This window comes from Porticoccus sp. W117 (assembly GCF_030341905.1).
GTDB lineage: Bacteria > Pseudomonadota > Gammaproteobacteria > Pseudomonadales > Porticoccaceae > SCSIO-12696.
Genome location: NZ_JATAAF010000007.1, coordinates 65,712 through 77,936 on the forward strand (window position 1 = coordinate 65,712; position 12,225 = coordinate 77,936).

Annotated in this window: 12 protein-coding genes; 7 read left to right on the forward strand and 5 right to left on the reverse strand. The window is 53.8% G+C overall.

All coding sequences use genetic code 11. The annotated features are described in order from the left end of the window. Nucleotides 1-14: 14 nt before the first annotated feature. From QSV34_RS07140 to recQ, 3 genes are all read right to left on the reverse strand, one after another. Nucleotides 15-305: a GIY-YIG nuclease family protein gene (locus tag QSV34_RS07140; RefSeq protein ID WP_289153250.1), complete on the reverse strand. Its 291-nt coding sequence runs from the start codon at nt 303-305 to the stop codon at nt 15-17. Nucleotides 306-415: 110 nt separating this feature from the next. Next, nucleotides 416-829, reverse strand: coding sequence for an alternative ribosome rescue aminoacyl-tRNA hydrolase ArfB (arfB, locus tag QSV34_RS07145; protein ID WP_289153252.1), 414 nt, complete (start codon nt 827-829; stop codon nt 416-418). Continuing rightward, nucleotides 823-2,712, reverse strand: coding sequence for a DNA helicase RecQ (gene recQ / locus QSV34_RS07150; protein WP_353738370.1), 1,890 nt, complete (start codon nt 2,710-2,712; stop codon nt 823-825). The genes arfB and recQ overlap by 7 nt, the downstream gene beginning before the upstream one ends. Before the next feature lie 55 nt (nt 2,713-2,767). On the opposite strand from recQ, the gene QSV34_RS07155 reads away from it, so the two are divergent. Then, nucleotides 2,768-3,601 carry a tryptophan 2,3-dioxygenase gene (locus QSV34_RS07155; protein ID WP_289153254.1) on the forward strand — a complete coding sequence of 278 codons (834 nt, stop codon included), beginning with the start codon at nt 2,768-2,770 and terminating at the stop codon, nt 3,599-3,601. Between the two features lie 42 nt (nt 3,602-3,643). Beyond that, on the forward strand, nt 3,644-4,207 hold the full coding sequence (locus QSV34_RS07160) for a lipid-binding SYLF domain-containing protein (protein WP_289153255.1): 564 nt from the start codon (nt 3,644-3,646) through the stop codon (nt 4,205-4,207). On the opposite strand, the gene QSV34_RS07165 is transcribed toward QSV34_RS07160, so the two are convergent. Further along, on the reverse strand, nt 4,204-5,358 hold the full coding sequence (locus QSV34_RS07165) for a methyltransferase (RefSeq protein ID WP_289153257.1): 1,155 nt from the start codon (nt 5,356-5,358) through the stop codon (nt 4,204-4,206). The two genes, QSV34_RS07160 and QSV34_RS07165, sit on opposite strands and share 4 nt — an antisense overlap. Before the next feature lie 193 nt (nt 5,359-5,551). Here QSV34_RS07165 and QSV34_RS07170 point away from each other — a divergent pair, with 193 nt between their 5' ends. Genes QSV34_RS07170 through msrA form a run of 4 tightly spaced genes read left to right on the forward strand, consistent with a single transcriptional unit; the run spans nt 5,552 to nt 10,132 of the window. Beyond that, complete coding sequence (locus QSV34_RS07170; RefSeq protein WP_289153259.1) at nt 5,552-6,469, forward strand: AAA family ATPase; 918 nt, start codon at nt 5,552-5,554, stop codon at nt 6,467-6,469. Nucleotides 6,470-6,481: 12 nt separating this feature from the next. After that, on the forward strand, nt 6,482-7,456 hold the full coding sequence (locus QSV34_RS07175; protein WP_289153261.1) for a DUF58 domain-containing protein: 975 nt from the start codon (nt 6,482-6,484) through the stop codon (nt 7,454-7,456). Next, on the forward strand, nt 7,453-9,480 hold the full coding sequence (locus tag QSV34_RS07180) for a transglutaminase TgpA family protein (protein WP_289153263.1): 2,028 nt from the start codon (nt 7,453-7,455) through the stop codon (nt 9,478-9,480). The genes QSV34_RS07175 and QSV34_RS07180 overlap by 4 nt, the downstream gene beginning before the upstream one ends. A 13-nt stretch (nt 9,481-9,493) precedes the next feature. Further along, nucleotides 9,494-10,132 (forward strand): peptide-methionine (S)-S-oxide reductase MsrA, encoded by a 639-nt coding sequence (msrA, locus tag QSV34_RS07185; protein WP_289153265.1) that lies wholly within the window; start codon nt 9,494-9,496, stop codon nt 10,130-10,132. Nucleotides 10,133-10,302: 170 nt separating this feature from the next. Here msrA and QSV34_RS07190 read toward each other — a convergent pair whose 3' ends face one another. After that, nucleotides 10,303-11,121, reverse strand: a complete 819-nt coding sequence (locus tag QSV34_RS07190; protein WP_289153267.1) for a sulfurtransferase — start codon at nt 11,119-11,121, stop codon at nt 10,303-10,305. Nucleotides 11,122-11,175: 54 nt separating this feature from the next. Here QSV34_RS07190 and QSV34_RS07195 point away from each other — a divergent pair, with 54 nt between their 5' ends. Continuing rightward, nucleotides 11,176-12,225, forward strand: coding sequence for a phospholipase A (locus QSV34_RS07195; RefSeq protein ID WP_289153269.1), 1,050 nt, complete (start codon nt 11,176-11,178; stop codon nt 12,223-12,225).

Consider the following 12,225-nt stretch of genomic DNA (forward strand, 5'->3'; position numbering starts at 1 on the left):
CGCAATGACGAGTGTTAAAGTAATGTCTCATATAGGTCATTCCAGTAGGGGTTTTTGCTCTCAACCAATTTAACCTTTTTTGATCTTGAACCAGCTTTGATTTGTTTTTCTCGAGTGATGGCATCGTACATTGAGTGGTGTAATTCGTAATACACCAGAATATTAATACTGTGCTGTTTGGTAAAACCTTCCACTAAATGCTGCTTGTGTTGCCATATTCTCTGAACAAGGTCGCTCGTTACGCCTGTGTATAAAGTGCCGTTTCGCTTGTTCGCCAGAATATAAATAGCTGGCTGTTTATCCATAATCTATTACCTCTCCTTACTCCGTCATTGCGAGCGTAGCGAAGCAATCCAGTGTCTATTGTTTCAAAGCCGCTGGATTGCTTCGCTACGCTCGCAATGACGTATTCTATTTACTCATTGACCTTTCCCCGTAAGGCTTTTACTTGGCCTCGTTTGGTTTTGTTGTCGAGGCGGCGCTTTTTGGCAGCTTTGGTTGGTTTTGTAGGGCGGCGTTTTTTCTGTACAGCGGTGGCAGCGAGGATCAGTTCCTTGAGGCGAGCGAGGGCGGCGTCGCGGTTTTTTTCCTGGGTGCGAAATTCCTGTGCTTTGATCACAACAACGCCTTCTTTTGAGATGCGCTGATCCCGGTAGGCCAACAATCGTTCTTTGTAAAATTCCGGCAGCGACGAGGCACGAATATCAAAACGCAGGTGGATGGCACTGGATACTTTATTGACGTTCTGGCCGCCAGCGCCTTGAGCGCGAATGGCACTGAACTGCAATTCGTGTTCTGGAATCGTAACGTTGTTGGATAAGTTCAACACGGCGCGTGCTCCCGCAGCACTTCCAGAAACTCGGCGCCAAATCTGTCCAGTTTGGATTGGCCCACACCGCTGATATTCAGTAACTCCGCTTCGCTGGTGGGCTGGTACTCCATCATTTCCATCAACGTGGCGTCGTGGAAAACCACATAGGGTGGCACACCCTGTTCGTCCGCCAGTTGTTTGCGCCGTGCTCGCAGTGCTTCCCATAATTGGCGATCACCTTCACTAACGGCGCTATTAGATTGTTTGCGAGCGGGTTTGCGCAGGGCTTTTTCCGCCGTATCTTGGCGTAAAGTCAAATTCATTTCGCCACGCAATAGCGGGCGGCTGCGCTCGGTGAGTCGCAGAGCGTTGTAACGTTCCGCGTCGGCAATTAAAAACCCTTGCACCACCAGTTGACGGACTACGGAACGCCACTGGTTGTCGGTTAAATCACTGCCGATGCCAAATGTGCTTAGCTGTTGGTGATTCCACTGGTTGATTTTGTCGTTTTGTTTGCCGCGCAGAATATCAATCACATGGCCGGCGCCAAAGCGCTGGCCGCTGCGGTATACCGCCGAGAGCAGCTTTTGCGCCGCCTCAGTGCCGTCCCAGATTTGCGGCGGTGTCAGGCAGATATCGCAATTACCGCAGTTGCCATCGCTGTTCGGGCCATGGCTCTTCTCACCAGGATACGCCTCCCCAAAGTAGGCCAAAAGGGAACGGCGGCGGCACTCGGTGACTTCGCACCAGCCCAGCAAGGCATCCAGTTTGCTGCGCTCAATGCGCTTTTGCTGATCCGGGGCGGTGGAGCTGTCCATCATTTGCACCAGACGCACCACGTCTTGCAGACCGTACACCATCCAGGCGTCGGCGGGCTCACCATCGCGGCCGGCGCGGCCGGTTTCCTGATAGTAGGCCTCCATGCTTTTGGGTAAATCCAGGTGGGCCACAAAACGCACATCCGGTTTGTCGATGCCCATGCCAAAGGCAATGGTGGCCACCATAACCACCGCATCTTCTCGAAGGAAGCGCTGCAGGTGCTCGGCACGGGTATCGGCAGGCAGGCCAGCGTGGTAGGGAAGGGCGGTAAGGCCGCGGGTGCACAGCCATTCGGCGGTCGCCTCGACTTTCTTGCGAGACATGCAGTAGATGATGCCAGCGTTGTCTTTATGGCCGATCAGAAAACGCAACAGCTGCTTTTTGGCATCGCTTTTTGGCTGCACGGTGTAGCGGATATTGCTGCGGTCAAAGCCGCTGACAAAATGTTTGGGCTCATCCAGTTGCAGGCGTTGAGGGATTTCCTGTTGGGTGCGTGGATCGGCGGTGGCGGTAAGTGCCATACGTGGAACACCGGGGAAGTGTTCCCGCAGCACATGTAGTGACAGATAGTCCTGGCGAAAATCATGGCCCCATTGGGATACGCAGTGGGCCTCGTCGATGGCAATCAGGGAAATGGTTAGTGATTCAAGCAGGTTGAGGGTGCGCGTTTGCAGCAACCTCTCCGGGGCGATGTAGAGAATATCTAACTCTCTCCGGTGCATTTTTTCGACGATCTGTTGTTGTTCGGCAGGGTTTTGTGTGGAGTTGAGAAATGCCGCTTCAATGCCCAGCTGTACCAGCGCCGATACCTGATCCTGCATCAGGGCAATCAACGGCGACACGACAATGCCCAGGCCATCGCGCACCAGGGCGGGGATCTGATAGCACAGGGACTTGCCACCGCCGGTAGGCATCAGCACCAGGGTGTCGCTGCCGTCCAGGGCGGCTTCTATGACTTCCCGTTGGGTGCCGCGAAAAGCCTCGTAGCCGTAGGTTTCCCGGAGTATTTCATGGGCCTGTTCAATCATGGCGGCATTATAGCGGCAGTGGCGCAAATGATTTTCTTTTTCTCGGTGATCCACGTAAAATGCTTTACGTGTCAAGCTTTCTAGCGGAGAAGCCAACGTGAAATGCCCCATGTCTGAAAATGCCGTCGATCTCAGCGGCGAGGATATCCACTGGAATCAGGACATCAGCTACGGTCAGTACCTGGACCTTGAAAAAATACTCGATGGCCAGAACTGCTTGTCGGACAGCCATGACGAGATGATGTTTATTGTTATCCATCAGGCGTCTGAACTGTGGATGAAGTTGATGATTCACGAACTCACCGCCGCCATGGAATGCGTCAAGCAGGATAACCTGGGGCCGGCGATGAAAATGGTGGCCCGCATCGCCCGTTGTCAGGAGCAGCTGATCAGTGCCTGGAGTGTGCTTTCCACCATGACGCCGAAAGACTATTTGAGCTTTCGCGATTCCCTGGGGCAAAGCTCTGGTTTTCAGTCCTACCAGTACCGCATTATTGAATTCTCCCTGGGCAACAAAAATCCTAGCATGGTAGCGGCGCATCAGGCGTTCCCTGAAATACACAAAAAAGTGGATGATGCCCTGCGCACCCCCAGCATCTACGACTTGACCATCCAGCTGCTGGCTAAACGGGGTTTTGATGTGCCTGCAGACTACCTGGACCGGGATTGGAGCGAGCCCTACAACGCCAGCCCGGCCATTGAAGCCATCTGGTCTGAAATCTACCGCAACGGCGACAAGTACTGGGAACTGTACGACTGGGCGGAGAAACTGGTGGATATTGAACACCGCTTTCAGACCTGGCGTTTCTCCCACATGAAAACTGTGGAACGTATTATCGGTCACCGTCGCGGCAGTGGTGGCACTGGCGGAGTTAGCTACCTCGTGAAGGCGCTGGATCTGAGTTTTTATCCAGAGTTGTGGTCCGTGCGCACCGCGCTTTAAGCAGCTATAGTTACCCATATCCAGCGCAATGAGGAATGGACAATGAAAATTGCAATCACAGCCGCCTTTATTGGCTTTGCACTGTTGGCTACCGGCTGCTCCACCATCAAAGGCGATTCCGTGCAGGAGCGCCGCGGTTACGTGGAAAATATGCGCAGCGAAACCCTGCGTGATCTCTACAAGGAACACCCCAAGGCCCGCAAGCAAATTGCCGATGCTGCCGGTTACGCGGTATTCAGTAACATCAACACCAACCTGATTTTTGTCACCACCAGCGGCGGTTACGGCGTAGTGACTCGCAAAGGCGGCGGCAAAACCTATATGAAAATGGCCGGTGGCGGCCTGGGCATTGGTGCTGGCCTGCGGGATATGCGCCTGGTACTGATTTTCAAAAAATCCCACGACCTGGAAAACTTCGCCGATAACGGCTGGGATGTTTCCGGCCAAGCCGGCGCTACGGCCCAATCCGACGATCAAGGTGGCTCAGTGAATGTAGTGAAGTCAGTGGACTTCGATATCATCAGTTATGAACTGACCAAAGCCGGTGTGGCACTTGAGGCGACGGTGGATGGAATGAAGTTTTGGCAGGATGATGAGTTGAATTAATTTTTCGAAACCACAGACTGCAAAATTACAAACTTGTTGTTACTGGCGGCTGTTTGGCAATTACCAAACAGCCGCTTTAGTTTTACGTGATAGCCGAGATGGCGGTTGCCAATTACCCACAACTCTCCACCTGTTTTTAATACCTGTTTTGATTCTCGAAACATCTGCTCGGCAATATGGGTGGTGATGGTGTTTTGCTGGTGAAAGGGTGGGTTACAAAGGATTAAATCGGCGCTGTTTTTTTCGATACCTTGCAGGCAGTCGGTCACTTGAAAGCTGGCCACTCTGTTCGGGCAGTTAATCGAAAAGTTGTGTTTTGCCGATGCCACCGCCATAAAAGATTCATCGGTAAAAATAATCTCTGCAGCGGGGTTTTTCTGCGCGGCAACAATACCCAATAAACCGTTGCCACTGCCCAGATCGATGATGGTTCGATAGCGCTCATTGCGGGGCAAGTTCTGCAGAAAAAACCGACTGCCTATATCCAGCCCATCCCGAGAAAATACATTGGCGTGGTTTTGTAACTGCAAATTCAACTCTCTCAGCTCCAAAGATTTGGGGTAGGGGTTATCTGAGTTCTCCGCTTTACTATCTGCACTGATGAACGCTAGGCGCGCTTTCTTTTTTGCCTGGGATGTTTTGGTGGTGCCAATCAGCTTTTCGAAAAGTTGTAGATGGGAGTTGTGCAAATGCTTGGCCATGGTAGCGGCCACAATGGTGGTGCTGTCGGTTATATAGGGCTGCAGACGGTGCAACTGATCCTCCAGTAGCGAAAGGCTTTTTGGGATTTTTATGATAACCAGCTTGAACGTTTGCCCCCGCTCAGGCCACTCAAGAGAGTGACACAGGTTAACCGCATTGGTTGTAAGGTGATTTGCTGCCATATTGGCCTCGGCTCCCCGTTGGGATAGCCAGGAATCGCCAGTGGATAGCAGCTGCAGCTCTGGGAAACCTGTGCACAGGGTCACAGCCAAGGCGCCAAAGCTGTCGTTCAATATCAATAGACGATTATCAGAGCTGATTAATTGCTGTTCGACGATATGGTTTATCAGATACTCGTCGGCGGCATCCCAGGCGCGTAGAGTCTCACTCCTACGCTTTGGGTAGCGAGCGAGTGCCACTGGGCCGAAAGGGGACTGATAAATTTCCATAAAACAGCAGTTTTGCTTTTATTGTGGTCAAAGGTGCGCAGTATAGTAATTGGCAACAGAGAAGGATATGTGACTTTTCTGACTGTTGTCAGCAGGGATGCTGACAACAAGCCTACAGGGATGTATTAACGGCGTGTCAGCAAAGTCACATATCCTTCTCTGCAAGACTAAATAAGAATAAGGAAAAACCTCAATGAAACCCGTTACCGATAAAATCGTCGATGCCGTAGGACAGGTGCTGATGGGCAAAGAGCCCCAGATTCGTCTGGCGTTGGCTTGTCTGCTGGCTCGCGGTCATTTGCTGATTGAGGATTTGCCCGGTATGGGTAAAACCACCCTGGCTCATACCCTGGCGGCTGTGCTGGGACTGGATTTCAGCCGCGTTCAATTTACCAGCGATTTACTGCCAGCGGATATTCTCGGTGTATCGGTGTACAACCGCGACAGCGAACAGTTCCGCTTCCACCCAGGCCCTGTTTTTAATCAACTGCTTCTGGCGGACGAAATCAACCGCACCACCCCAAAAACTCAGAGTGCACTGCTGGAAGCCATGGCCGAGCAGCAGGTAACAATTGAGGGGGAAACCCGCGAACTGCCAACGCCATTCTTTGTGATTGCCACCCAGAATCCGACTCATCAATCCGGAACATTCCCACTGCCGGAATCCCAGCTGGATCGGTTCTTGATGCGCCTGTCGCTGGGCTACCCGGATCAGGCGGCGGAGCGCAAGTTGCTCAGTGGTCTGAACCCACGGTCACTGCTAAAAGACTTGCAGCCGGTGATCGAGCTGTCGGAGCTGCTGCAATTGCAACAGCAAGTAGAACAAGTAAAAGCCTCTGCCAGCTTGCTGGACTACCTGCAGCGGCTCACCGGCCAGTCCCGCAGTGAACCGGGGTTTGAGTTTGGTGTGTCTCCCCGTGGCTCTCTGGCCTGGTTGCACAGTGCCCGCGCCTGGGCGCTATTGGAAGGGCGCGACTATGTGATTCCCGAAGACCTTCAGCAGGTTGCAGAAGCGGTGCTGGGCCATCGCCTGCGAGGCAGCAACGAGCTGGCGGGAATACCCGGTAGCCAATTGGTAGAAAAGCTGCTCGACAGTGTGGATATTGTCTAAGAGTTCACAGCTATGACAGCACCGGGTTTTATCCGCCGTCACTTCGCCCACTGGTTAAACCAGCGCTTACCTGCGGCACGGCGTATCCGCCTTAATCAGCAACGGCTGTTTATTTTGCCCACCAAGGCCGGTTGGGGCTTTCTGGGCTTAATCGCAATACTTTGGCTTCTGGCTACAAATTATGAAAACAGTCCGATTTTTGCCATTGCCTGCTTGCTGAGTTCTCTGTTTATCACCGCCATTCTGCACAGTTACGCCAACCTGGCGGGGCTGGAAATTTCCTTTGTCGCCGCCGAGCCGGTATTTGCCGGTCAACGCATGTTGTTTCGAATAGCGGCCTGTTGCGCCGACAAACGTCAACGTCAGGACATAGCCTTTCACTTTGGTCGCGGTGATCACCAGGTGCTGAACCTGTTGGACAGTAAGCGTCAGGACGTACTGGTGCCGCTGGATACTCGCGACAGGGGCTGGCTGCGGCCAGGGAGGGTGACGGTAGAAAGTCGTTATCCGGTCGGCCTGCTGCGAGTGTGGACCTACCTGGATCTCAACTGCTGCGGTTTGGTGTACCCGCAACCACTATCAGGAAGCGCGGTAGCCTCTGCTCCGGCAACTGGCGCGGCGGGGCAAAAGCAGGCCACCGTGGGCAGTGATGATTTTGCTGGCTTCAAAAAGTATCAACAGGGAATGCCATTACAACACCTGTCCTGGAAACACTACGCCCGTGAGCGCGGGCTGTTGGGTAAGGAGTATGCCGACGCCATTGATGAGCGCCTGTGGTTGCGCTGGCAGGATTACCCAGGCTTGGATCGTGAGGCGCGCCTGTCACGTTTGTGCGCGCGGGTAGTGGAGCTCGCTCCCCAACAAGTTGAATACGGCCTGCAATTGCCCGGCGTTGAAGTGCCTCTGGGGCGGGGTGATAGCCAACGTCAGGAAGTGTTGCGCCAGCTGGCTCTGTTTGAGATTGACAGCCACGAGGGGATGATATGACTCCCCAGTGGCAAATGCCCCGCTCTGGACTGGTGTGGTTGCTGTGCGCGCAGGCTGCCATTGCCGTGGGCCTATCTGCCGCTTTGCCGGTGTGGATTTTGCTGTTGCTGACGGTCAACTTCCTGTGGCGACTACAGGTGCACAGGGGACTGTGGCGCTACCCTGGCCGCTGGGCCAAAGTGTTTTTGCTGCTGGCCACCATGGCAGGGATGGTGGTTTCCTTTCAGCGCTTTACCGGCCTGGAGCCCCTCACCACTCTGCTGGTGAGTGCTGCCGGCTTTAAGTTGTTGGAGATGCACCATCGCCGAGATGGCATCAAGCTGGTATTCGTATGTTATTTCACCGCGGTATTGCAGCTGCTCTACGAACAAACCATCGCCGTTGCTGTTTACACTTTGTTTTGTGTGTTGTTGGTAACCGCCGCACTGACTGGAATCTACCAGCGGGCTGAAGGGCGGGGCAGTAGCTGGTCGCCGTTACAGCGCAGTGGGGCAATGCTGTTGCAATCTCTGCCGCTGATGTTGGTGTTGTTTTTGGTGCTGCCCCGTTTGCCGGCATTCTGGGGCGTGCCCGGCCAGCAACAGGCGTCTACCGGGGTGAGTGGCGAAATGTCCCCTGGGGACTTCTCCCGGTTAGGTAAAAATGGCGATCTGGCGTTTCGGGTGGCTTTTGATGATGGCACTCCGCCACCGGCCCAACTGCTCTACTGGCGCGGGCCGATACTGACTCACTTTGATGGCCGCCGCTGGAGTCAGATGGATCCGGTGAACTTTCGTGATGGCGCCCATGTCATCTGGGGCGGAAACACCTCTACTCAGCGAGGCCAACATTGGCAAGAGCGTATCGAAAAGAGCGGCCAGCGACGTGGTTACACACTGATTATGGAACCCACACAAAGGCCCTGGTTATTTGCTTTGCCAGCCCCGGAATCCACTGATTTGGATGTGGGGCTTACACGGGAAATGCGACTGGTAAGTGAGCAGCCGATAAGTACCAAAAAGCACTATTCGGTCAGCTGGTGGCCCCAATACCGCTACTTTGCCGATACATTGGTACCATGGCAGCGCCGTAAAGTTCTGGAAATTCCCGTTGGTTATAACCCCAAGACAAGGCAGCGGGCCCGCCAGTGGCGCACGGAAACGGTGACCGAAGAAGCCTATATCCAGAGAGTGCTGCAGTGGTTTAACCAGGATTTCAGCTACACCCTGGAGCCGCCACTCTTGGGCACCCACAGCGTGGATGAGTTTTTGTGGCAGAGCCAGCGGGGGTTTTGCGAGCACTTTGCCAGCAGCTTTGTATTCCTGATGCGCGCTGGTGGTGTGCCAGCACGGGTGGTTACCGGTTATCAGGGGGCGGAGCGGCATCCAGATGGTTACTTGCTGGTACACCAATACAATGCCCACGCCTGGGCAGAGGTATGGATGCCGGCCAAAGGCTGGGTGCGGGTAGACCCGACTGCCGCCGTGGCGCCGGAGCGGATAGAGCAGGGGGCAGAGAGCTTTTTCAGCAACAGCCAGAGTGCATTGACTGAAGGTGGCTTTTCCCTGTCGCGGTTTCGTCATATTGACCTGTTAAACCAACTGCGGCTGCAACTGGATGCCTTGGACTACTATTGGAGTACCTGGGTTTTGGGCTACCAGAGTCAACAAAAGTCGCTGTTGCAACGTTGGTTGGGGGAAGTTAGCTGGCGCAGTATAGGCCTGCTGTTACTGGCCACCGGTGCGCTGGTGATTGGCGCCGTGTTGCTTTGGTTGCTGCGCGGCAGCTTACAGGCCCGCCGTCGCACACCGTTGCAGCGTTTGTTTGAAAGCCTGTGCAGCAAATTGGCCAAGGCGGGTTGGCCAAGACACCACGGTGAGGGGCCAAGGGCTTACCGGCAACGGCTGCAAGCCGAGCGCTTGACCGAGAAAGTGGCCAATGGCAACAATGCCTTGATGGCGCTGACATTGTACGAACAGGTTTGCTATGGGGAACAACCCCAATACACCGAGGCGTTTTATCGGGAGGCAAAACGCTTTCGGTAAGGAGTGCTAAACGATGGAAAATGATCGCCACAAACAGCAGATGGTCAGTGCCAGTTCGGCGCTGCCGGGGCGAACTACAGCGGTGGCCGTGCCCGATGAGCACTATGTGACCGGCAATGATATGCAGACCCCGTTCCCCCTGGGTATTGAACAGGCCATGTTCGCCATGGGCCCTTTCTGGTTGCCGGAATTTCTCTACTGGCAACAGGATGGCATCTACGCCACTGCCGTAGGCTATGCCGGTGGTTATACTCCCAATCCCAATGCCGAAGAAGTCGCCAGCTCGCAAACCGGCCATACGGAAGTGGTGTTGGTGGCCTTCGATTCTTCCGAGATCAGCTATCGGCGCCTGCTGAAAATTTTTTGGGAATGCCACAACCCCACTCAAGGAATGCGCCAGGGGGAGCATGTGGGAACCCAGTACCGCTCGGCGATTTTTTGCTTTGATAACGACCAACTGCAACAGGCTGAGGAAAGCCTGGCACACTATCAAAAGCGACTGGCTGAGAAAGGCTTTGGCGATATCACCACTGCGGTGGAAATGGCTCCTGAGTTCTACTACGCCGAGGCAGAGCAGCAGCAATATCTGGCGAAAAACCCCGATTGTGATATTGAGCTGGATGGTACCGGGGTGAAGATTCAGTGGGGTTGATATAGGCCGCGAGCTGCTGGCTCCGGGCTGCGAGCAGATCGAGCGTAATTCATCGAATGTATCCTGTAGGTCGGTCTTCAGACCGACAAATTGGGGCGCTGATGCGTTTTACTTGACGCCCTAAAGGGCGACCTACATCCACCGCGTAGCCCGTAGCGCGCCGTTCGAAGCTATGTTTCGTACGAACACCAATCACTCCAACTCCCCGGGTAGAGTTTGGCGTCATGGATGCCCGCCATTTCCATTGCCAGCAGGTTGACGCAGGCGGTGACTCCGGAGCCGCAGTACACCACAATTTCCTTATCTTCTTTTAGCAACGACAAGCGTTGCTTCTGATGGCTGGGGCAGCGGGCAAAGCCGTGCTCGTCGGTGACTTCCTGCCAGGGAAAGTTGGCGGCGCCGGGTATATGCCCGGCAATGGGGTCGATGGGTTCTTGTAATCCTTGATAGCGAGGCGTTTCCCGGGAGTCGATCAATAGTCGCCGTGGGTTTTCGAGCTGCTCACAAATATTCTTGTAGTCCACTGTCCAGCCCGTTTGCGGCTGGGCTTTAAAATTTCCTTCCCCCTGAACTACCGAGGCTTCTTTCGATATAGGTAAGCCCTGTTTGCGCCAACCGCTATACCCGCCGTCGAGAACATAAACCTCAGTGTGGCCAAAATAGCGTAATAGCCACCAGAGCCGCGAGGCGTAAGCGAATCTGTTGTCGTCGTAAGCGATTACGGTGGTATCTCGGTTGACGCCAAAGCCGGTCATGGTGGTGGCAAATTGTTCTGGGCTTGGCAGGGGGTGACGGCCACCGTGCTTTGCTTTGGCGCCAGAGAGGTGATTGTCCAGATGAAGATAGTGGCTGCTGGGTATATGGCCGTCATTGTAAGCCAACTGACCTTCTTCGGTGTCTGCCAGATTAAAACGGCAATCAAAAACTATCCAGTTGCTATCGGAATGGCGTTGAAATTCTTCTATGGAAATTACAGGTGCAGCGGTCATTGCTTGGCCTCAGTGGTACACTTCGCCAGTTTACACTTCGCGGATAGAGAGTCCATGGAAAAGCATTTAAAAATCTGGTTGTTACTACTGGCTACTTCTTTTGTTCAGCAGAGTTACGGGGGGGAACTCACTGATTCTGACCAGCAATTGCAGGAATGTATGGCCAGAGCATTGGTAACTGCCAGCGACGACACCACTGTTGGCCAATTACGAGAACAATGCCAGCGTACCTTTCTTATCGAGGAGCAATTTCAGCTCTCTGAAACACAGGCAAACACGGCCTTGAAACGCCGTATTGCCCATGAAATATCCGCTTCCGATAACCCCTTCGCCTTGATTGCCCATCGCCCCACCTATTTCCTCACCGGTGTTTACAACGGCGGCATTGATGAATCGGTCAATGTTCAGGAGGGAGAGCTGGACGATGTAGAAGCCCAGTTCCAGATGAGCTTCAAGATTCCCCTGTATCGCGGTTTGTTTCGCGAGGTACCACTGCTAAAAGAGGTGTTTGGGGAAAACGGCAACCTCAGTTTTGCTTATACAAATCGCTCTTTCTGGCAGGTGTACAACAGCGAGCTGTCGGCGCCATTCCGGGAGACCAACCATGAGCCGGAAATGATTGTGTCGTTCTACAACGATTGGCAATGGGGCAAGCTGCGCAATGTTTCCAACCAGTTTATTTTCAATCACCAGTCCAATGGCCGCAATGTGCCGTTTTCCCGCAGCTGGAACCGTTTGATGATGGATTTTATTTTCGAATACGGTGACAACTTTGCGTTCTCCGTTAAGCCCTGGTACCGCCTGCCGGAAGCCTTGAAAACAGACCCGTTGGAAACAACCGGTGACGACAACCCGGATATCACTGATTTTCTCGGCCATTTCGAGTGGCAGGGGGTTTACGACCGCGGCGGCCATAGCATCAGCTTGATGATACGCGATCCGATTACCGCTGAAGGAGCCTATGAACTGGGCTGGAGTTTCCCCATCAACGACCGCCTGCAGGGCTACATGAAGTACTTTAACGGCTATGGGGAAAGCCTGATTGACTATAATGTGAAGCACGAAACCATCGGCATTGGTTTCCAATTGACCGATTGGTTATAA